Origin of the sequence: Porcipelethomonas ammoniilytica (assembly GCF_025567485.1) — a bacterium.
GTDB classification, from domain to species: Bacteria; Bacillota; Clostridia; order Oscillospirales; family Ruminococcaceae; genus Porcipelethomonas; species Porcipelethomonas ammoniilytica.
The window spans coordinates 153,359-174,820 of record NZ_JAOQKH010000003.1 but is presented as its reverse complement, the minus strand read 5'-3'; the positions used below and the strand labels follow the sequence as shown (position 1 = coordinate 174,820).

Below are 21,462 nucleotides of genomic sequence, written 5' to 3'. Positions count from 1 at the left end.
AAAAAGGAGGGTTTGTATGAAAAGCAAAGATATGAAATTCAGATTAATTATTTCAGCTGCGGGACTTTTGATTACTGTAATTTGTACAATTTTATCAGTCTTTACGTCTATTGAAACAACTTCCGTTAAGATTATCGGATCGTTTGTATCAGTTGTTATAGTTTCAGCAGTGACATGGAAATTTCCGAAACGATTTTTTGTTCTTGCAATATTATTTGATATTTTTGCTGCTGCTTTGGGTTCAGTAATTAACCTTTACAAATATATTGGTTTTTATGATAGATTTGTTCATTATCTGAGCGGTATTTTATTGGCTGAAGCGGGAATGATCATTATTTCTTTTATATTTGAAAAGCGCAGTATCAAAAAAGATATACCTGTCATGCTGGCATTTTCATTTTTCTTTTCATCGGCATGCGCCGGATTTTGGGAAATATATGAGTTTACTGCGGATAATATTTTAAATATAAATATGCAGGGAAGTAATTCAAATACAATGGGAGATATCGTGTCTGGAGTGCTTGGAGCAGTTACTTATCTGATATTGTCGGTATTATGCAGGAGACTGTGCGGTACTAAGAAAGATTCTGATAAAAAATAGTTGCTATTTTTCCCGAAAATGTATATAATAGAAAAGAATTCAAAATATTTCAGACTGGAGTTTATTTATGAGTAAAATAGAACGTTTTTTTTATGAAATGAAATTCAGAAAAATTGCTTTTATCGGCGTTGGAGTTACAAATACAGATTTGATTAAATTATTTCTCAAAAAAGGAATTCAGGTAACTATATGCGATAGAAAAGATCCTGACAAAATGGGAGATGTTTATAATCAGCTCAAAAGCCTTGGCGCAGAATTCTGTCTGGGCGACGCTTATCTGGATACTCTTACTGATTTTGATGTTGTTTTCAGATCGCCCGGAATGTATTTCAACAATCCGAAGCTTGCAGATGCAAGAAAAAAGGGTGTAGTTATAACTTCTGAAATGGAAGTGTTTTTTGATTTATGTCCTTGTAAAATATATGCGATAACAGGTTCGGACGGTAAAACTACAACGACTACAATAATTGCCGGACTTCTAGAAAAATCCGGTAAAAAGGTGTATAAGGGCGGAAATATAGGTAAAGCGCTGCTTCCTCTTATTGAAGAAATAAATGAGAATGATGCGGCGGTAGTGGAACTTTCAAGCTTTCAGCTTATTTCAATGAGAAAATCTCCGGACGTGGCAGTGATTACAAATATTGCGCCTAATCATCTTGATGTTCACGGTACAATGGAAGAATATATTGACAGTAAGAAAAATCTTATTATTCATCAGAATGCTTTTAGTAAGACTGTACTTAACTTTGATAATGAAACAACTAATGATCTTGAAAGTATAGTAAGAGGTCATCTTGTTAAATTTTCAAGGAAAGATGTACCGGAATGCGGTGCTTTTCTTTCTGATGACGGTTATTTATGCTATAATAATTATGGCATTACTGAAAAGATTCTTCACAAAGATACCATAAGGATTCCGGGCATTCATAATGTTGAAAATTACCTTGCGGCAATCAGTGCAGTATGGGGAGAAGTTTCACTTGAAGATATAAGAGATATGGCTGAAAATTTCGGCGGAGTTGAACATAGAATTGAATTTGTAAGAGAACTTGACGGAATAAAGTGGTATAATGACAGTATCGCTACAAGCCCTACACGTGTTCTTGCAGGACTCAATTCTTTTGATCAGAAGTTAATAGTTATTGCCGGAGGATATGATAAAAAAATACCTTTTGAACCTATGGCGGAAACAGTAAATCAAAAGGTAAAAAAGCTGATCCTTATGGGAGTTACGGCTGAAAAAATTGAGAAAGCTGTAACTGAATGCTCGTCATATAATTCAGAAAATCTGGAAATTTATCATGTTTCAAGTATGGAAGAAGCAGTGCAGAAAGCAAGGGAAATATCAGAAAGCGGCGATGTCGTAACATTGTCTCCGGCTTGTGCAAGCTTTGATATGTATCCTAATTTTGAAGCACGTGGAATTCATTATAAGAATCTTGTAAAGGAGCTTTAATAATGAGTCTTGAACTGAAAAATGTAATATTTGATTTATCATCTGCTGACGGGGTGTCCGGAGAGGAAAGATTTGCAGCACAGTATGCTTTGAAATATCTGAAAAATTATACTGATAATTGTTATATTAAAAACGGAAATGTGATTGGTAATTTCGGAAATAGAAAAAACGGTACGCCTCATATATTAATTGATGCTCATATTGATCAGGTAGGATTGATAGTTACAAATATATATGAAAGTGGATTTATTGGATTTTCAAATGTGGGCGGAATAGACAGACGTCTTCTTCCGGCACAGCAGGTGTGTATACACGGGAAGAAAAAACTTGCAGGAGTTGTATGTTCAACTCCTCCGCATTTGTCAGGCAGTGATAATAAAATAAACAAAATTGAGGATTTTTATATTGATACCGGTATGAGCTTTGAAGCAGTGTCAAATATTGTTGAACCGGGTGATAGAATAACCTTTGCATCAATGCCAAAGGAACTTTTAAATGACCGTATTACAGGTCCGGCGCTGGACGATAGAAGCGGTGTGGCTTCAATTTTGTATGCGTTGGAGCTTTTAAGTGATCAAAAATACGAGTGTAGTTTTTCTGTAGTTTTTTCTTCTCAGGAGGAATTAGGGGAGAGAGGCGCTAAAATTGCTGCCTTTGATATTGATCCGGATATTGCGCTTGCAGTTGATGTAAGCTTTGCATACTGTATTGGCGATAAAGAATCTGAATGCGGAAAAATGGGACAAGGCCCTATGATCGGTATTTCACCGTCCCTTTCACGGGAGATATCTGATAAGCTTATAGAAATCAGCATAAATGAAAATATTCCTTATCAGTTGGAGGTCATGAACGGATTGACTTCTACAAATGCAGATCAGTTCAGTGTGAACAAAACAGGCTGCAAGGCATGTACAGTTTCAATACCGCTGAAATATATGCATACTCCGTCTGAGATCATTCAGATCGACGATGTTGAAAATACCGGCAGACTTATTGCCGCTTATATAAGGAGTGTAAGCAATGTTTGATAATTTAAAGGAATTGTGTCTGCTAAACGGTACATCGGGCAATGAAGATGCAGTACGGGAATATATAATTAATGAAATTAAAGAATATGCGGAGTATCACATTGATAATCTGGGAAATATAATTGCATTTAAAAAAGGTAAAAAAGTACCTCAGAAAAAAATTATGCTTGACGCTCATATGGATGAAGTTGCATTAATTGTTACGTCAATTCAAAGTGATGGGACACTGACAGTTGATACAGTCGGAGGAGTAGATGCTTCTGTTGTAATCGGCAGACAGGTAATAGTCGGCAGAGAAAAACTTGCCGGAGTGGCAGGAGCTAAAGCAATTCATAAGCTTTCAAAAGATGAACGTGAGAAAAAGCCTGAGATTGATAGTCTTTATATTGATTTTGGCGCTGAAAATGCAGATGACGCTAAGAAGTATGTAATGCCGGGCGATATAGTTTATTTTTCTTCTGATTATATTGAATTCGGAGATAACATGATAAAGTCAAAAGCGCTTGACGACAGGTTCGGATGCGCTTTGCTAATTGAATTGATAAAATCAGATCTTGAGTATGACGCATACTTTACATTTACGGTACAGGAAGAAATCGGACTGCGTGGTGCAAAAACAGCGGCATTCGGAGTAGATCCCGATATAGCAATAATCGTTGAAGCTACTACTGCAGCTGATATAGAAGGCGTTCCTGACAATAAAAAAGTTTGCAGATTGGGTGATGGCGCTGTAGTGTCATTTATGGATAGAAGTACTATGTATGACAGAGAGCTTTATAATTATGCGTTTGAAATTTCAAAGGAAAAAAATATAAAGTGTCAAACTAAAACTATGATTGCCGGAGGAAATAACAGCGGAGCAGTTCATGTATCGGGAAACGGAGTCAGAACCATTGCCGTTTCCGCACCGTGCAGATATTTACATTCGCCGTCATGCGTTGTTAAAAAGGATGATTTGGTGTCATGCTATGAAATGGTAAAAGCACTGTTGAAAAAGGTGGCTGTTTTATGATACGCCGTATTAGCGACAGGAATGATATTGACTGCAAAGCGCTTTCCAAAACGCATCTGGGGAAAAAAATGCTCAGCTATCTTGAAGCTTATGGAACGGATTACGATTTCTGCCGTTTTTATGTAAATGAGTCGGGTTCGGTATTGCTTATCATTAATTCTACTCTTCTTATAAGCGGCAGCAATTTTGAAAAAGAGGAGCTTTGCGGTTTTGCAGCTATGCATCAGCCATTTAGAATTGAGGGAAATCAGAACGCTTTAAATATGCTTTTTGGAATCGACGGCTATCACAGTCTGCACAGAACATGGTTCAGGCTTACCGGAGATAAAAATATTGATGTAGATGAAAACGATATTGAATTTGATCCGCCGCTTGATGAAGTTTATGAAATACTGTCAGAGGGATTTCCGAATCTTTTAGAATATCCGCTCTGGCTAACAGATACTTCTCATAGAGTGCGTCATGGTATAAGCCATGTATTTGTATATAAAAACAGTACTACAGCTTCAATAGTTTACGATATTGACGGTACTGTTTTAGTGGGACAGGTTGCTACCAGACTTTCAGCCAGAGGAAGCGGATATGCCCGTAAATTTTTAAAATGGCTGGCATGTTATCTTGAAAAACAAAATAAAACGGCATATTTAAATGCGCTTGATACACGGGAAAGCTTTTACCGTGAAATTGGATTTGAAGTAAATGCCAGCGAATATGTTCTTGAGAAGATAGACAATAAAAACGAAAGCGCTGAGAAAGGAAAATTAAATACTAATGACTAATAATTTTTTTGGATTTGATTCAAAGATCATTGAGCTTGCAGATAAAGCGGAGAAACTGTGTGATTTTTCCGTAACTGACAAAATAAAGGAATATAATACGGCTAAAGTTCTGTCGGCATTTATTAATAACAGAGTCAGTGAACAGTGCTTTTACGGAAGCTCAGGATATGGCTATGGCGATATGGGACGTGAAACGCTTGACAAGGTCTATGCACAGGCTTTCGGTACTGAGGATGCACTTGTAAGACATAATTTTGTGTCCGGAACTCATGCGTTGTCTACTGCATTATGGGGAGTTTTAAGAAGCGGAGATACAATGGTATCTGTTACGGGAGCGCCTTATGACACTTTAGAAGAAGTAATAGGTATTGCTGGAACTAAAGGCAGTGGTTCGCTTATAGATTATGGTGTTAAATATAAACAGGTTGACTTAATGTCAGATGGTAAACCTGATTTAGATAAAATTGCTTTAGAAATATCGGACGCTAAGGTTGCATACATACAAAGATCGAGGGGATATTCTCTTCGTCCGGCACTGAGTATTGACGATATAAAAGATATATGCAGGACTGTCAAGAATATAAATCCAAACGCAGTAATAATGGTCGATAACTGCTATGGTGAATTTGTTGACGTAAAAGAACCTACTGAAGTCGGTGCAGATCTAATTGTCGGTTCGCTTATAAAAAATCCCGGCGGCGGTATTGCCAGAACAGGCGGTTATATTGCCGGTAATAAGGATCTAGTGGAATTGTGTTCTTATCGTCTCACATGTGTGGGAATGGGCAAAGAGGTCGGCTGTACGCTATCTCAGAACCGTGAAATGTTTTTAGGATTTTTTATGTCTCCTGAAATAGTTGCGAATGCTGTTAAAACGGCAGACTTTGCCGCTAGTATTTTTTCATTGCTGGGATTTGAAAGCTTTCCGTCAAAAAGTGAAAAACGAAGCGATATTATTACCGCTGTAAAGCTAGGAAATCCTGAACTTTTGAAAGCCTTTTGCTGTGGTATACAAAAGGGATCGCCTGTTGATTCATTTGTGACTCCGGAAGCATGGGACATGCCCGGATATGAAAGTCAGGTTATTATGGCGGCAGGAGCGTTTACAATGGGAGCTTCTATCGAACTTTCAGCAGACGCTCCTATAAGAGATCCATATGCAGTATGGATGCAGGGAGGTATAACTTATTCAAGCGGAAAAACAGGAGTAATGCTTGCTGTACAGGAAATGGTAAATGATGGTCTTATAAAAATATAACTGATATAGTTTTACAAAATTTTCTTTTTTCTATTTATAAATGATTAAAAAAGATTACAGAATTAATACAATTCTTAAACAACTGAAGGTTTAGGCGGCTAAAATATTGACAACTAACCGGATAACTGATAAAATAATTTAGGGTATTGATAAAACACTAGAAATTAAACTGCAATAAATTAAATTTGCTTATGGAGGCTTTTAATGTCTGAGAATAAACTTTGTATGGGATGTATGGAATATAAGGGTACATCACGGGTTTGTCCGAAGTGCGGTTATGTTGAAAACACGCCGTATCTTCCTGCATATATAGCTCCTGAAACTATACTTCATGAAAGATATCTCGTAGGACAGCTTCTTAGTTCAAACGGACAAGGAGCAACGTATATTGCTTATGATACGGCAGTAAGCTGCAAGGTATTGCTTAACGAATATATGCCTGACGGACTTTGCGTGAGAGTAAAAGGGAAACCGACTATCAGTGTTAATTATAATAATCTTGCACAGTATAAAGCATTAATGGCTGAATATACTGAACTGAATAAGTCTTTAGCTAAAATGAGAAGCCTGAGCAGTCATCTGACTCCGACCTTGGATTTGTTTGCTGAAAATAATACAACATATGCGGTTTACGAATACATAGAGGGAGTTAAACTGGTTGATTACTTGAAAGAAAATGCAGGAGAACTTAGCTGGAGTGAAGTATCGGCAATGTTTCCGCCGCTGTTTACAACATTAAGTCTTGTACATAATGCCGGAGTTCTGCACAGAGGAATCAGTCCGGAAACTATTTATGTTACCGATAAAGGCGAGCTTAAGCTGACTGATTTTTGCATATCAGGTGTTCGGACTATAAATACTGAATTGAAAACGGAAATTTTCCCCGGGTACGCAGCGCCTGAACAGTATTCAGCTGCAAGTCGTCAGGGAACGTGGACAGATGTATACGGTATCTGTGCTGTATTGTACAGGATACTTACCGGTTCAAAACCTGATCCTGCAAATATCAGGCTTGAAGGAGATAATCTGTATACTCCTCAGGAGCTTAATCCAAATATACCAAAGCATGTTTCTGATGTTATTATGGACGGTATGAATATCCTCGGCGAAGACAGAATACCGACTATAACTGAGTTAGTAACAAGACTATTTGATCAGCCTGCTGCCGGATTCAGCAAGACTCAGACATTGTCGCTTTCACGTAACGGAATAATGGAAAGCAGTCAGGAAATGGCGAATAATGCTCCTTATGACGATTATAATCAGAATGATGAATATTATGATGACGATTATGATGATTACGATGACTATGATGATTATGACGATGGAGATGTCGAAGGCGGAGATGAAAATTTATCTGCGTTTGATAAAGTAAAAATGCCGATAATTATAGGCGTTTTGTTGGTTGCCATTATTCTTGTAATCATTGTAATTATGGTAAAGCTTTTCGGCGGTGGAAATGAGAATTCAAATATTCGTGATACAGTAAGCAGCATGACTGACAGCAGCTCCGTTACGGATAATATTGTAGAGATAACTGAGGAAGAAACAAAAGAAACGGAAGCTGATAATAAAATGCCTAGCCTTGTAAATAAAAAATATGAGGATATAAAGGAAAATTTTGAAAAGAAATATAATGTAACTTTAGAAGCTACTTATGAAGAAAATGCCGATTATCCGAAAGAAATTATTTTCTGGCAGGAAATTGAAATAGGTCAGCCTATTAAAGAAGGCATGACAATTAAAGTTAAGGTCAGCAGCGGTAAAACCAGAGCTTATGTTCCTGAATTTGAAAATTGGAAGCTTGATGATTATATTAAACTTGTAGAAGAACGTGGAATAGAGTATACTAAGGTTTCTGAAATCAATTTTGATTATGAAAACGGATATGTAATACGTGTTTCACCTGATCCGGGAAGTGAAATAGATTTGGATTCTGATGAAGTTCTGACGATTTATTATGCTGATAATCCTGAAGAAACAACAGAAGAACCTACAGAGGCTCCTACAGAAGAGCCAACGGAAGAACCTACAGAGGCTCTGGCTGATAATCCTGAGGAACCTGTGAACAATGATTCGCAGGCGGTAGTTGAGTAATTAAAACAAGCCCTTTATGGGCTTGTTTTTTTGTATACTATACGTTAATAAACATGAATAACATAAAAAATAGCTTGCAAACATAAATTCCGTAGTTTAGTTTGCAAGCATTTATTTATGATTTTAAGTTTTATCTATTTTATGACATATTCCCGCACTTGGACAATTTTCACATCCGCATCCGCAGGAGTTTTTGCCTTTCTTTTTATCTCTGATTAGTTTTGTTATAATTAAAGAAACGATTATTAAAATAATCAAGGCAACGATAATTGTGCCGATATTATTTACTAAAAAATTAATCATAATCTCACCTCTGAATATATGCTAAACGGACAGTAAAAATTACCGCCCGTTTATATAATTACTGTTTATGATTTGATTCTTACTTTTGCGGTAAGCTTATTGCTTTCCTTATACGGTCTTACTAGCATGTATATAATAAATGCTATAAGGATCAGTGCAACAATTAAACCGAAAACATTTACGTTTCCTGTAAAAATACTGCCTACCTGATAAATTATCAATGAAACAGCGTAAGCAAATACACATTGATATCCGATTGCGAACAATGTCCACTTAGCACTGTTCATTTCACGTTTGATAGCACCCATTGCGGCAAAGCATGGTGCACAGAGTAGATTGAATACTAAGAATGAGTAAGCTGAAAGAGCTGTAAAGTATGTTGAAACTTCACTCCAGATCTCATCACCGTTTTCCGACAGTTCTTCTCCTGCAAAGTGGAATAGCTGACCGAAAGTAGTGACAACATTTTCTTTTGCAATAAGACCTGTAACAGTAGCAACAGCAGCTTTCCATTCACCCCATCCAAGAGGTGCAAATATCCATGCAAATCCCTTACCGATTTTTGCAAGAACGGAATTATCAAGATCTTCGACCATGCCAAAGCCATTTTCCCATCCAAAGCTTTGTAGGAACCAAAGTACAATAGCTGAGAGGAGAATAACTGTACCGGCTTTTTTGATAAAGCTCCAGCCTCTTTCCCACATTGAACGAAGTACGTTTCCTACTGTTGGAAGGTGATATGCAGGAAGTTCCATTACAAACGGTGCCGGATCTCCAGCAAAAATTTTAGTTTTCTTAAGCATAATACCTGAAATTATAATAGCTGCTATCCCCACAAAATATGCAGATGCTGCAATTAAGCCGGAGTTATCGAAAAGTGCTCCTGCGATAAGTCCGATAATCGGTAACTTTGCTCCGCATGGAATAAAAGTAGTTGTTGTAATCGTCATACGACGGTCACGTTCATTTTCAATTGTACGGCTTGCCATGATTCCCGGAATTCCACATCCTGTACCGATAAGCATAGGAATAAAGGATTTACCTGAAAGACCAAATTTACGGAAAATTCTATCCATTACAAATGCAACTCTTGCCATATATCCGCATGCTTCAAGGAATCCTAAGAAAATAAACAGGACAAGCATTTGAGGTACGAATCCCAGTACTGCGCCCACACCGCCGACAATACCGTCAATTATTAAGCCATAAAGCCAGTCAGCACAGTTGAGCTTATCAAGCAAATTGCCCAGAAGTGTAGGAATACTCCAACTTTCTTCACCAAACAAACTGTCATTGGTCCAGTCAGTAGCCCAACCGCCTACTGTAGTAATAGATACATAATAAACGATAAACATAACTACTGCGAAAATCGGCAATGCAAGGAAACGGTTTGTTACTATTTTATCTATTTTATCAGATACGGTAAGTCCGCCTTTATTTTTCTTTTTGTAACAACCCTTTATTATTGAACTTATGTAAATATAACGTTCATTGGTAATAATGCTTTCTGCGTCATCGTCCATTTCCTTTTCGGCAGAAGCGATATCCTCTTCAATATGATTTTTGACATCTTCAGGAATTGAAAGCTGTTCCAGAACCTTATCGTCACGTTCAAATATTTTTATAGCATACCATCTCTGCTGTTCTTCAGGAACATTATGTAAAAATGCTTCTTCAATATGTGCGATCGCATGTTCAACGCATCCGCAGAAACTGTGCTGAGGAACAGTGCTTTCTTTAGCTTTTGCTGCTGCAACTGCTTTTTCTGCAGCTTCCTTAATACCGGTGCCTTTTAATGCGGAGATTTCGCAGACTGCACATCCAAGCTCTTTAGAAAGCTGTGCAATATTAATTTTATCTCCGTTTTTTCTTACAATGTCCATCATATTTACCGCAATGACAACAGGGATTCCCAATTCTACTAGCTGTGTTGTAAGATAAAGGTTTCTTTCAAGGTTTGTACCATCAATAATGTTCAAAATAGCGTCCGGTCTTTCTCCTATAAGGTAGTTTCTGGCTACGACCTCTTCAAGGGTGTAGGGAGAAAGTGAATATATACCCGGAAGGTCAGTAATAACAATATCTTTATGACCTTTTAGCTTACCCTCTTTCTTTTCAACTGTAACGCCCGGCCAGTTTCCCACAAATTGATTTGCGCCGGTCAGAGCATTAAAAAGTGTTGTTTTACCGCAGTTTGGATTTCCTGCAAGTGCAATTTTAATCTCCATAAATCAATATATCCTTTCTAAGTTAGTTTATACTAACTTGATATCAAAAATAAAACGGAATTATTCCGTTTCAATCATTTCAGCGTCTGCTTTTCTAAGCGATAGTTCGTATCCTCTGACTGTTACTTCAATAGGATCACCGAGCGGCGCTACCTTTCTTATGTATACTTCTGTTCCTTTTGTGATTCCCATATCCATAATTCTGCGCTTGACAGCGCCTTCACCGTTTAGTTTTTTTACTTTAACGGTTTGACCGACTTTAGCATTTTTTAATGTCATTTTTTCTCCTCCATTAAAATTATATCATAATTCTGCTTGCCATTTCTTTTGAAACCGCAACTCTTGATTCTTTAATATTAACTATTACGTTTCCGCCGGATTCATTTATCACCGTAACGGTACTTCCGGCAACAAAGCCAAGGTTTTCCAGAAATTTTTTCGTTTCCGGATTGCCGCCGACTTTTTTTATTATATTTTCTTCTCCTGCGTTTGCAAATGTTAAAGGCATCATTTTTTCCTCCTGATACAGCAAGCAAATTAATAGTTAGATTTTGCTAACCTTTGTACTATTTAGATTAGCATAATCTAACCAAAATGTCAAGTCCTGTACATATAAAGTATAATATTTTATATAAACTTTGGAAATTTGCATAAATTTAAAGAGTGTATTTATTAAAATTTTATGAGTTTTTAAAACTAAATATTATTTTAAATTACAATTATTTGGCATGATGATATTTGTGCTTAGGACTGTATTTTATGTTTGCGGACGGAAAGATGCCGTAAATTTTATCATTAATAATAAATTTCAAAACCGATGCATATAATTAACAAAAAGTGCATTGGAGTGAGTTGATTGAAGGGGCAGCCGAATGACAGAGCAATAATATTGGGACAATACATATTGGATAACAATGCTACCGTAAGGGCAACAGCAAAGAAATTCGGAATCAGTAAAAGTACAGTACATAAAGATGTGAGTGAGAGATTGATAAAAATACAGCCTCAGCTTTATTCAGAGGTAAAAAAAATACTTGAAAAAAACAAACAGGAGCGTCATATAAGGGGAGGAATGGCAACTAAGAAAAAATATGAGGAAATTGCAAGAAAAAATGAAAAAAACTGCGGTAATTATTAAATTACCGCAGTAAATATATATCAAAGCAGATGTTCGGTTCCGGACGCCGAAGCTTTTCTAAGGGCATATAAGCCACATCCGGTATCCTGAAGCGGAACGGAATACCTGCTTATTTTTAGTGTATGCTGAAAATCATAAATTGCAACATGGAAATATTTAAATTTTATTTAACAAAAAATTCCAAAAATATATTGTGCTTTTTGCCGAAATATGATACAATATAAAAGTAAGTTATAATTATTACAGGAGTATAAAATATGAATGAAGAAAATATATACTATATAATAGAAGTATGTGTAGGCGGAGAAAAGCTGTATATGTACTCTAAAAGAATAGCGGTTCATTTTCCGGATATATCTAAAAGGTTTGTACATAAAAGATCCGCCAGCCGATATTATAAGGATTCGGAATTTACTGAATGTTATCACCGTATACTTAAGTATGACAAAGAAAAGGATGAAATAATTTTGTGAGTTGTATTTATATATAACCACAGACGATGTCCTCTTGAGCGAGAATGTTTTTGGATTCAGACGGCTTACAGCAGTAAGCCGTCTGCGCTTGCAGGGAACAAAGTTTTAAAGACGGGTAAAACCGTCTTTTTTATTTTCCAAAAACAACATATTCATAATTTCTTGACATGAAAAGATTATATGTGATATAATAAACACCGTAAGTTCTAAATAAAAACAGAAATTTTGATAATATATTTGTATGGAGGTTAAAATGCGGGAGATAAAAAGAAAACAATCCTCAGATAAAACAGATGTCTGTTCTGTTTTATCTGCAAAGGACTTTTTTAAAAAATTAAAAAAGTATTTTATACCGTGGCTCATAGCTGCAATGGTGCTGGCAGCTGCTGTTTTAGGATATAGCATTACAATTAATATTATTAACGGACAGGTATCTGTTTTAGTTAATTTTAGTTATGACGGTATTGAAGCGGGAATGGATCCTTTGGGAAATAAATTTGATGTAAACGAGATAAAATCTAGAACTTTAATTGAAAAATGTTTAGATGATCTTGGAATGTCCGAAGCAGACCCTGAAGCAATCTATAATAATATTGCAATTTCAGGACTTGTACCTTCAGATGTTATTGATAGAATAACCAGTTATACACCGGTTTATGATTCTGATGAAATAGTTTCATCTAAAAATATTCAGGATAGTACATATTATCCTACCCAGTATTCCATTGAATTAGATTGCCGTAAGGCAGGATTGAGCCGTAAGGACAGCGTTTTATTTTTAAATCGTCTTACTGAAGAATACAGTAATCAATTTTTTGAAAACTATGGATATAATAAATCACTGGAAAATGCAGTGATTTCAATTGATTATAACGATTATGACTATGTAGACGCAGTATCGGTTTTTGATTCGTCGCTTAAGTCACTGAAGGAATATATTGATGATCTGGCTAAACACGATAATATTCGTTTTCGTTCAGATCAAAGCGGATATACTTTTGCTGATTTGTCGCAGTCTATTGAAACAATAAGAACAGAAGATCTGGATATGATTCTGTCATATATTGTTTATAATAATGTAACGAAGGATAAAGAAAATCTTATTGCAAATTATGAATTTAAGATTGAGGAGCTTACAAGATCAAAAAATATATATAAGGAAAGGCTTCAGTCAATCAATGATACTATCAGTAATTATGAAAAGAATTCTATTTTGATATTCGGCAATGCTACTGACGGTTCTAATGCGACTCTTAATCAATCGTCTGATACATATGATAATATGATAGATGATAAAGTAAGGGCAGAAACTAATTTATCAACATGCGAGCAAAATATAAGTCTTTATGAAAATCGTATAAATTCACTTAAAAGCGGAACACAAAAATCAGGAGTTTCTGAACTGGTCGAAAAAGATTTTGAAAAGTTGAATAATAAAATTCATACTATGTTGGAAGCCGTTAATATTACAGCTACGGAATATTTTGAAGAAGTTTTGTTTTCAAATGCATATAAAATATTATCGCCTGCTACAGAATCGGTGTTTTATGTAATAAAATCGTCTATAAAAGATTCTGTAAATATAATATTAGCTATTGAATTAATTCTCATAGCAGCATATCTAGTTGTTTCGGCAGCGGCAGTTTATATACCTTATGACAATATTATCGGTAATATTAAAAAGCACAAAAAGCGTAAGGGAGGGAAAAGAAAAAATGGATAATGAAAAAAATATTAGCGTTACCCTTAAACAGCAGGAAGATTCTTCTGATGAAGTAATTTTATCTCTGGGTACTATATCCAAACAGATAAAAAAATACTTATTTATATGGATAGTTATATCAGTGTTTATAGGAGCTGTTATAACAGGCGGAGTGTTGGCATTTAAAAGAAATACAAGTACAAGTAAGATTACCGCATTAGTAGGTTTTAATTATTCCGGTATAGAATCAGGTCTGGCTCCTGATGGGAATGAGTTTGATGTAAATAAAATAAAGTCTCCTAATATAATTGAGTCTGCATTGACAAATATAGACGAACCTTTATCGTATGTAGAAAATGTAAGAAGAAATATTTCCATTAAAGGCGTTATCCCAAGTGATGCACTTGATAAAATTTCATTATATCAAAGCGTATATTCCAAAGGCGGCAGCGCTGCTTTGGACGCTGTTAATTCTCTTTTGGAAATTGGATATTATCCCTCATATTATATTATAACATTTGATTATAATTTAGCGGGTATAGACCTTAATAAAGGCAAAAAGATATTGGACGGTATATTGGATTCGTATCAGGATTATTTCTTTAAAACGTACGGTTTTAATAAGGCTTTGGGAAATTCTGTTGTTGCAGTTGATTATAAAGATTATGATTATCCTGCAGCTGTTGATGTTTTTAATGAAACACTTGATGATCTGGATTTATATATCCAAAAACTGCAAAGAAACGATATGACAAATTTTCGTTCAAATGTAACCGGATATTCATTTAGTGATTTGCGTGCAGCTGTAAATACTATTAAATCTGCTGATTTAAGTTCGCTGTCATCATATATTACAATAAATAATATAACTAATGATAAGGAACAGCTTATTACTTATTATGAATATAGAATTGAACAGTTGGAACGTGAATTAAAAGTCAGTGAATCAAAGCTCAAATCTATTACTGACTCAATTGATGCATACGAAAAAGACAAGCTGCTGATTTTTGGAATGAACGATGAAAATACTGAGAATTCATATACTCAGGCTTCTAAAAAATATGATGACCTCATAGAAGAAAAACTGGAAGTTCAGGATTCTGTTTCCAGAAGCAAACAGAATATATCATATGTGAAAGACAGATTAAGCGCTCTTAAGGAAAATAATTCTAAGAAATCAGAAGATATTGAAAATGTTGAACAAAGACTTGAAGAAATATACAATAAAATTTTAAATATTATTGATATAACAAATACAACATCAGATGAATATTACGAAAATATAGTATTTGCAGAAGCTTACAATATACTTGTGCCTGCCACAGGAGAAGAGCCTAAGGTAGAAATTGGTAATTTTATTATGCCGCTTTTAATTTGTGAAGGTTTAATATTTGTTGTGTTTGCAGCGATAATCATTTTTTCTTCTATATCAATTGACAGTAATAAAAGAAAAGATAAAGTTAATACAGCAGAACAGCCGGAAGTAACAGACGTAAAACAAAAATAAGCAGTAAAGGGTATTATTTTATAATACCCTTTACTTTTTAAAAAGTTATATAAACGCTTGACAATTGTGAGAAAATAATGTACAATATTTATAGTAAAATTGGAAGTATACATTTTATTAAGGGGGAATTTATGATGAGTTTGAAGAAGAAAATTTTGTCGGTTATTACATCTGCTGCATGTATTATGTCTTGCGTATGTATGTTCGGCAATCAGGCAAATGACCAGTATACTGCGGAGGCGGTTGGGTTAACAGGACAGTCGGCATTTGATATTACATCTCAGATGGTAATTGGTTGGAATCTTGGTAATTCACTTGATTCTACAAATGACAATTTGACTATGGATTCTTCACCTAAAAAATTTGCAATGGCATGGGGAAATCCTGAACCTACTAAGGAACTTATTGAAGCAGTTAAAAACGGAGGATTCAATACTATTAGAATCCCTACCACATGGTATCAGCATCTGTATCTTGACGAATCAACAAATACTTATAAAATTGATACTAAGTGGCTGGCTTATGTAAAACAGTTTGTTGACTATGCTTATGATATGGATATGTTTGTAATTCTTAATGTGCATCATGAGAATTGGGTAAACGTAGCTAAATTTACTGACGAAACATATAATGACGCTTCTAAAAAGCTGAATGACATATGGTCGTGCCTGGCTGAAACATTTAAGGATTATGATCAGCATCTTGTATTTGAAGGTATGAACGAACCTCGTGAAACAAATAATCCAAGCAACTCTGAATGGGGAGACGGTGACGCTAATTCATGGAATTATATTAACAGACTCAATAAGGTGTTTGTTGATGCGGTAAGAGGTCAAGGTTCTTCATATAATAAAGAACGACTTCTGATGCTTCCGGGTTATCATGCAGGAAACAGCGTTTCAACTGTAAGGGCAATTGAAATTCCTGAAAATTCAGGAAATGTAGCATTGTCAGTTCATGCTTATAATCCTTATTTCTTCTGTATGGATACAAGTAATATGGCAAATCATACATATCCGGGTGCAAGCGGTTACGGCAGCGATTATAAAACTGAGCTTCAGACAATGTTTAACAGTTATAAAAGCATTATAGCTGAAAAGAATGTTCCAATTGTAATGGGTGAATTCAGTGCTTCTGACTTTAACAACACAGATTCCCGTATAAACTGGGCTAAGGATTATTTGTCAATGGCTAAGGATGCAGGTATTCCATGCGTACTTTGGGATAATAATGTTGTTGCGGACGGTAATAGCGATAATGGTGAGGCTCATGGTTATATTTACAGACTTACAAATACATGGTATCCTAATTCAGCGCCTGTAATTGCGGCTATGATGGATACTGTAGGAGTATCAGACTACAATCTTCCGGAATATAAAGAATATGTAGCACCGGAATTTTCATGGGATAATGTTAAAATAGGCGATGACTGGATCGAGTTGTATTATAATAAAGACGGAAATGCTTTGACTGCATGGACTCCTGATAAGGTATCAGGCTGGCAGCAGTATCTGAATGAGGATTATATGTATGCTATGGTATTTGATGCAATGATTGATCCTGCAATAGTTGCTCAAACAAGCAATGACGGATGGTACTATATATTATCTGATAATGATTTGAATTCTGATTTTGTTTTATATTATACATATGAAGATATAAAAAAAGTTTTTGATTCAAATTCTGCAGATATTGGCAGTATATCTGATTTGTACGTAAGTGCTCATGCCGGTGATGCAACAATTTATGGACTGTATGCTGTTCCGGTTAATTCAGTTCAACCATCTACTGAAGAAACTACAGAGGAGACAACAGAAGAAGTTAAACCTGATATTATTCCGGGCGATGTAAACGAAGACAAAAGGGTTAATGTATTTGATTCTGTTGCGCTTAGAAGAATGTTATTAAATAATTTAAGCCATCCAGTACCTATGGTTGTTCTTCCACCTTCTCCAAGTCCAGCTGATACAAACGGAAACGGAACAATCGAAATTGCCGATTTGGTACTGTTGAATCAGTGGCTTGTCGGAATGGATGTTAAATTAACAACTTATGTTCCTGAATAAACAAATTTACTCCTGCGAATGAACCTCGCAGGAGTTTTATTTTAAAATGAAATAAAAACTTATGAAAGGTAAAATATATGTTTGTAATGATACCGGAGTATTATAATAAATTTAAATGTATTGCGAGTAAGTGTTCTGATAATTGCTGTATAGGATGGGAAATAGATATTGATAGTAAAACATATGAAAAATACAAAAATGTTACGGGCAGTCTGGCAATGAGTTTAAAAAATAATATTGTATTATCAGAAGACGGCAGTTATTTTTTTAAGCTTACTGAAAATGAACACTGTCCGTTTCTTGATGAGAATAATTTATGTAAGCTTATAATTGAAAAAGGTGAGGATTTTTTGTGTGACATATGTAAAGAGCACCCCAGATTTCATAATTGCTTTGGCGATAAAAGGGAAACAGGCATTGGAATAGGCTGCATTGCAGCAGCAGAAATTATTCTGTCACAAAAAAATAAGGTTAAATATATTACATATCAAATTAATGAATCTGAGTATGAAATTGATTATGATCAAAATTTTTTAAAATACCTTACAAAAATACGAAATAAAATTTTTGAAATATTGCAGAATCGTAATAAAAATATGAATAGACGATTGATTGAAATGCTTTTATACGGTGAAAAAATTCAAGCTGAAATTGACGGTTATACTGAATTGGAAATACCAAAAAAAGAATACAAAGAAGCTTTTTTTGATAATTTTAAAAGGATACTTGAAGAACTTATTCCTCTTAATGAGCAATGGAAAAACGCTGTAAAAAACTTAAAATTTCAAAGTACATTGAAAATTAATATTACTGAGTATGAGCAACTAGCAGTATATTTTATATATCGTCACTTTTTGTCTGCAGTATACGACAGAGATATTATTTCAAGAATAAAGCTTACTATAATATTTTGTCTTACAATTTTATGGATTCCGGATAATTACAGTTTAATTGAAAAGGCATGTCTAGTGTCTAAAGAAATTGAATACTGTTCTGAAAATATTGATTTGCTTCTGGACTTTTCCTATACTGAAAAGCACTTGTCTATTGATTGTCTTATGAATATTTTGACAAATTAATTGCAATTTTTTTATTGATATGATATAATTAAAGCAATTGAACTGTAAACGGAGAAAATTACAATGTTAGTAAATTTAATAAATATAAATAAATACTATAATGGAAAACATATTTTAAAAAATATTAATTTAACTGTAAATGAAAAGGACCGTATAGGTCTTATAGGAATAAACGGATGCGGTAAAACAACGTTATTGCGTATTCTCACAGGAAAGGAGCTTCCGGATCGTTCTACTGAAAAAGACGGTATAGTATCATTCGCCTCTAAAACTTCGGTAGGATATTTGGAGCAAATGTCCGGTTTGGACAGGGACAGTACAGTTATAGATGAAATGAAAAGCGTTTTCAGTTATCTTGATTCTGTTTTGGAGAGAATGAAAGAACTGGAACATATAATGAAAGAATCTTCTGAAATCAACGAAGAAATTTCGGAGGAATATTCAAAGCTTTCGGCATATTATGAATCCAATGACGGATATACAATTGACGTTAAAATAAAAACAATTTTAAACGGTATGGGATTCAGCGAAAATGATTATAACCGAATTATCAGCGGATTCAGCGGTGGTGAAAAAACTCGTCTTGCAATTGCAAAACTTCTGCTTGAAGAACCAAATCTGCTTATATTAGACGAACCTACAAACCATCTTGATTTTAAAACTGTGCTTTGGCTTGAGGAATATCTTAAGGACTATAAAGGAGCGCTACTCATAGTATCTCATGACAGATATTTTCTTGATAAGGTAGTTACTTCTGTCTGCGAAATAGAATATGGCGTCCTTACAAGATATAAAGGTAATTATACGGCTTATACCTTATTGAAAAGTGACAGTGTAAAGCGTCAGCAAAAGGAATATGAAGCTCAGCAGAAAGAAATTGCAAAGCTTGAGGAATACATTGCTAAGAATAAAGTAAGAGCTTCAACGGCTGCAAGCGCTAAAAGCCGAGAAAAAGCTTTGGAACGTATGGAGCTTATTGAAAAACCAAGTATTGCGTCAAATAGCGCTAATATTAAGTTTGAATATAAAATTCAGCCGCCTTTTGATATACTTGACGTAAAGGATGTTGATATTAGAGTTGGCAGCGGTACCTCTGAAAAAATTCTTGCAGAGCATATTTCTTTTGAAATTAAAAGGGGAGAGAAGCTAGGAATTATTGGTGATAATGGAATCGGAAAATCATCTTTTCTGAAAGTACTTCAAGGGATTCTTCCTCATTCAGGAAAAGTGAGATGGGCGTCAAATGTAAAGATTTCTTATTTTGAGCAGGAAAGTGCAAATCTCGATCCTTGTAATACTGTAATTGACGAACTGCATAGGCATTATCCTTTGCTTACCGATCTTGAAATACGGTCTTTGCTTGGAAGTGTTGGAATTAAAGGTGAAAACGTTTTTAAGGAAACGGGAGTTATAAGCGGCGGGGAAAGAGCTAAAGTATGTTTTGCATTTATGATGCTTGAAAAAGGGAATGTACTTATTCTGGACGAACCTACAAACCATCTGGATCTGACTTCAAAAGAGTCGATAGAAAGAGCTCTTGACGAGTTTGACGGTACTGTTATATTCGTTTCTCATGACAGATATTTACTTAATAAAATTGCCGGAAAAATTTTGGAAATAAGAAGTGACGGTACAGAAATGTATAACGGAAACTTTGATTATTATCTTGAAATAAATAATAAAAGGGAACAGATTGCCCGTCAGGCGGTAGAAGCTGAAAACAAAGCCAAAGCTGAGCAGGAGTATAAAGAGAAAAATGAAAGAGCATATAAGTCTAAGGAGCAGCGAAGTCTTGAAGCCAAGAGAAGAGCCCGTGTAAGGGAACTTGAAACTTTGATTGAAGAAAAACAGTCTGAACTTGATAATTTGCAGGAGGAAATAACCAGAGAAGAAGTATACAGCGATTTTGAAGTTATGAATAAAAAATGTACGGATATAGAACAGTTAAAAAATGAAATAGATGAAATGTTTGATGAAATAGTTGAATTATGTTAAAATTACTTTTTAATTAATATAGGTGGTATTATGAAAATAAAAAATAAATTATTAATTGCTATATCAGTATTTATTTTATTAGCTATACTGAGCGTTACAGCGCTTTGTTTGTATAGGGACAGAAATGCTAAAACCATTAACTCTTCTGAGGAAATTACTTCCAATCCAATTGCATTTTATCAAAAAGATGATATATGGAAAAATGATTTTCTAGGTGATTCTGAATATCATATGGGTGATTCGGGTTGTTTGACTACGTGTATTGCTTCTCAGCTTTTAATGCAGGGAATATCTGTTGAAGAGGTTTCAGGTATTACACCGGGTACATTAAACGAATTTTTTTCAAAAAATAATGTATATGATTCAGAAGGAAATCTTCAATGGGACATTGCCGGTTCGGTATTAAAAATAAAATATATCAGGAAAGAAACCTCTGAAATTAGTGAAAGTGAATTAGAAACATTGATTAAAAATCGTATATATCCAATCGTTAGTGTTAAAATGCCAAAATCCGGAAACTATCATTTTGTACTTTTAGTTGGCTCTGATGAAAAAAACTTTTTGTGTATGGATCCATTAAACAAATACAATGAAATAGTGTCTTTGTCTGAATTTGGAAATAAGATTTATTCGGTAACGTACTGTGAATAAAAGGGTTATTTGTATATGTAAAATAAAAAATGGCTGACGTTTTTAAGTCAGCCATTTTTATATTAATTTTTTTGATATTCTTCGTAACC

General features: G+C 34.8%; 19 protein-coding genes. 15 read left to right on the top strand and 4 right to left on the bottom strand.

Features of this window, described 5'->3' with window-relative positions:
- The first annotated feature begins 16 nt into the window (after positions 1-16).
- The 7 genes from OCV67_RS03945 to OCV67_RS03915 all read left to right on the top strand — a co-directional run bounded on the left by OCV67_RS03945 (position 17) and on the right by OCV67_RS03915 (position 8,231).
- Positions 17-601, top strand: a complete 585-nt coding sequence (locus OCV67_RS03945) for a hypothetical protein (protein WP_147642559.1) — start codon at positions 17-19, stop codon at positions 599-601.
- A 67-nt stretch (positions 602-668) separates the two neighbouring features.
- Entirely contained in the window at positions 669-2,057 is a 1,389-nt protein-coding gene (murD, locus tag OCV67_RS03940) for a UDP-N-acetylmuramoyl-L-alanine--D-glutamate ligase (protein ID WP_147642558.1), read from the top strand.
- Positions 2,058-2,059: 2 nt separating this feature from the next.
- Entirely contained in the window at positions 2,060-3,085 is a 1,026-nt protein-coding gene (locus tag OCV67_RS03935; RefSeq protein ID WP_178084987.1) for a zinc-binding metallopeptidase family protein, read from the top strand.
- Positions 3,078-4,097, top strand: a complete 1,020-nt coding sequence (locus OCV67_RS03930) for a M42 family metallopeptidase (RefSeq protein ID WP_178084986.1) — start codon at positions 3,078-3,080, stop codon at positions 4,095-4,097. Before OCV67_RS03935 ends, OCV67_RS03930 begins: the two co-directional genes overlap by 8 nt.
- The gene (locus OCV67_RS03925) at positions 4,094-4,876 is read left to right on the top strand and encodes a GNAT family N-acetyltransferase (RefSeq protein WP_147642557.1); all 783 of its coding nucleotides are present in this window, start codon (positions 4,094-4,096) and stop codon (positions 4,874-4,876) included. Before OCV67_RS03930 ends, OCV67_RS03925 begins: the two co-directional genes overlap by 4 nt.
- Positions 4,869-6,134: a methionine gamma-lyase family protein gene (locus OCV67_RS03920; protein WP_147642556.1), complete on the top strand. Its 1,266-nt coding sequence runs from the start codon at positions 4,869-4,871 to the stop codon at positions 6,132-6,134. The genes OCV67_RS03925 and OCV67_RS03920 overlap by 8 nt, the downstream gene beginning before the upstream one ends.
- Before the next feature lie 204 nt (positions 6,135-6,338).
- A complete protein-coding gene (locus OCV67_RS03915; protein WP_147642555.1) occupies positions 6,339-8,231 on the top strand; it encodes a protein kinase domain-containing protein in 1,893 nt (630 codons plus the stop codon).
- A 123-nt stretch (positions 8,232-8,354) separates the two neighbouring features.
- On the opposite strand, the gene OCV67_RS03910 is transcribed toward OCV67_RS03915, so the two are convergent.
- From OCV67_RS03910 to OCV67_RS03895, 4 genes are all read right to left on the bottom strand, one after another.
- Positions 8,355-8,534, bottom strand: coding sequence for a FeoB-associated Cys-rich membrane protein (locus OCV67_RS03910; protein ID WP_147642554.1), 180 nt, complete (start codon positions 8,532-8,534; stop codon positions 8,355-8,357).
- A 65-nt stretch (positions 8,535-8,599) separates the two neighbouring features.
- Positions 8,600-10,762: a ferrous iron transport protein B gene (gene feoB / locus OCV67_RS03905; RefSeq protein WP_147642553.1), complete on the bottom strand. Its 2,163-nt coding sequence runs from the start codon at positions 10,760-10,762 to the stop codon at positions 8,600-8,602.
- 60 nt (positions 10,763-10,822) lie between these two features.
- Positions 10,823-11,041, bottom strand: coding sequence for a FeoA family protein (locus tag OCV67_RS03900; RefSeq protein ID WP_147642552.1), 219 nt, complete (start codon positions 11,039-11,041; stop codon positions 10,823-10,825).
- 19 nt (positions 11,042-11,060) lie between these two features.
- On the bottom strand, positions 11,061-11,273 hold the full coding sequence (locus tag OCV67_RS03895; RefSeq protein ID WP_147642551.1) for a FeoA family protein: 213 nt from the start codon (positions 11,271-11,273) through the stop codon (positions 11,061-11,063).
- Between the two features lie 345 nt (positions 11,274-11,618).
- Here OCV67_RS03895 and spoIIID point away from each other — a divergent pair, with 345 nt between their 5' ends.
- The 8 genes from spoIIID (at position 11,619) to OCV67_RS03855 (ending at position 21,373) form a co-directional block, all read left to right on the top strand.
- Positions 11,619-11,900 (top strand): sporulation transcriptional regulator SpoIIID, encoded by a 282-nt coding sequence (spoIIID, locus tag OCV67_RS03890; protein WP_147642550.1) that lies wholly within the window; start codon positions 11,619-11,621, stop codon positions 11,898-11,900.
- Between the two features lie 257 nt (positions 11,901-12,157).
- The gene (locus OCV67_RS03885) at positions 12,158-12,373 is read left to right on the top strand and encodes a hypothetical protein (protein ID WP_147642549.1); all 216 of its coding nucleotides are present in this window, start codon (positions 12,158-12,160) and stop codon (positions 12,371-12,373) included.
- Positions 12,374-12,626: 253 nt separating this feature from the next.
- Complete coding sequence (locus OCV67_RS03880) at positions 12,627-14,096, top strand: lipopolysaccharide biosynthesis protein (protein WP_147642548.1); 1,470 nt, start codon at positions 12,627-12,629, stop codon at positions 14,094-14,096.
- Positions 14,089-15,582 carry a lipopolysaccharide biosynthesis protein gene (locus OCV67_RS03875; RefSeq protein ID WP_147642547.1) on the top strand — a complete coding sequence of 498 codons (1,494 nt, stop codon included), beginning with the start codon at positions 14,089-14,091 and terminating at the stop codon, positions 15,580-15,582. The genes OCV67_RS03880 and OCV67_RS03875 overlap by 8 nt, the downstream gene beginning before the upstream one ends.
- A 131-nt stretch (positions 15,583-15,713) precedes the next feature.
- A complete protein-coding gene (locus tag OCV67_RS03870) occupies positions 15,714-17,648 on the top strand; it encodes a cellulase family glycosylhydrolase (protein WP_178084985.1) in 1,935 nt (644 codons plus the stop codon).
- Between the two features lie 77 nt (positions 17,649-17,725).
- A complete protein-coding gene (gene fliB / locus OCV67_RS03865) occupies positions 17,726-18,727 on the top strand; it encodes a flagellin lysine-N-methylase (RefSeq protein WP_147642545.1) in 1,002 nt (333 codons plus the stop codon).
- 63 nt (positions 18,728-18,790) lie between these two features.
- Positions 18,791-20,722 (top strand): ABC-F family ATP-binding cassette domain-containing protein, encoded by a 1,932-nt coding sequence (locus OCV67_RS03860; RefSeq protein WP_147642544.1) that lies wholly within the window; start codon positions 18,791-18,793, stop codon positions 20,720-20,722.
- Positions 20,723-20,752: 30 nt separating this feature from the next.
- On the top strand, positions 20,753-21,373 hold the full coding sequence (locus OCV67_RS03855) for a C39 family peptidase (protein WP_147642543.1): 621 nt from the start codon (positions 20,753-20,755) through the stop codon (positions 21,371-21,373).
- Positions 21,374-21,462: the final 89 nt, after the last annotated feature.

Excerpts from the sequence above, each read along its gene's own strand:
- OCV67_RS03945 (WP_147642559.1), top strand. The coding sequence starts at position 17 with ATGAAAAGCAAAGATATGAAATTCAGATTAATTATTTCAGCTGCGGGA.
- murD (WP_147642558.1), top strand. The coding sequence starts at position 669 with ATGAGTAAAATAGAACGTTTTTTTTATGAAATGAAATTCAGAAAAATT.
- OCV67_RS03935 (WP_178084987.1), top strand. The coding sequence starts at position 2,060 with ATGAGTCTTGAACTGAAAAATGTAATATTTGATTTATCATCTGCTGAC.
- OCV67_RS03930 (WP_178084986.1), top strand. The coding sequence starts at position 3,078 with ATGTTTGATAATTTAAAGGAATTGTGTCTGCTAAACGGTACATCGGGC.
- OCV67_RS03925 (WP_147642557.1), top strand. The coding sequence starts at position 4,094 with ATGATACGCCGTATTAGCGACAGGAATGATATTGACTGCAAAGCGCTT.
- OCV67_RS03920 (WP_147642556.1), top strand. The coding sequence starts at position 4,869 with ATGACTAATAATTTTTTTGGATTTGATTCAAAGATCATTGAGCTTGCA.
- OCV67_RS03915 (WP_147642555.1), top strand. The coding sequence starts at position 6,339 with ATGTCTGAGAATAAACTTTGTATGGGATGTATGGAATATAAGGGTACA.
- OCV67_RS03910 (WP_147642554.1), bottom strand. The coding sequence starts at position 8,534 with ATGATTAATTTTTTAGTAAATAATATCGGCACAATTATCGTTGCCTTG.
- feoB (WP_147642553.1), bottom strand. The coding sequence starts at position 10,762 with ATGGAGATTAAAATTGCACTTGCAGGAAATCCAAACTGCGGTAAAACA.
- OCV67_RS03900 (WP_147642552.1), bottom strand. The coding sequence starts at position 11,041 with ATGACATTAAAAAATGCTAAAGTCGGTCAAACCGTTAAAGTAAAAAAA.
- OCV67_RS03895 (WP_147642551.1), bottom strand. The coding sequence starts at position 11,273 with ATGATGCCTTTAACATTTGCAAACGCAGGAGAAGAAAATATAATAAAA.
- OCV67_RS03885 (WP_147642549.1), top strand. The coding sequence starts at position 12,158 with ATGAATGAAGAAAATATATACTATATAATAGAAGTATGTGTAGGCGGA.
- OCV67_RS03880 (WP_147642548.1), top strand. The coding sequence starts at position 12,627 with ATGCGGGAGATAAAAAGAAAACAATCCTCAGATAAAACAGATGTCTGT.
- OCV67_RS03875 (WP_147642547.1), top strand. The coding sequence starts at position 14,089 with ATGGATAATGAAAAAAATATTAGCGTTACCCTTAAACAGCAGGAAGAT.
- OCV67_RS03870 (WP_178084985.1), top strand. The coding sequence starts at position 15,714 with ATGATGAGTTTGAAGAAGAAAATTTTGTCGGTTATTACATCTGCTGCA.
- fliB (WP_147642545.1), top strand. The coding sequence starts at position 17,726 with ATGTTTGTAATGATACCGGAGTATTATAATAAATTTAAATGTATTGCG.
- OCV67_RS03860 (WP_147642544.1), top strand. The coding sequence starts at position 18,791 with ATGTTAGTAAATTTAATAAATATAAATAAATACTATAATGGAAAACAT.
- OCV67_RS03855 (WP_147642543.1), top strand. The coding sequence starts at position 20,753 with ATGAAAATAAAAAATAAATTATTAATTGCTATATCAGTATTTATTTTA.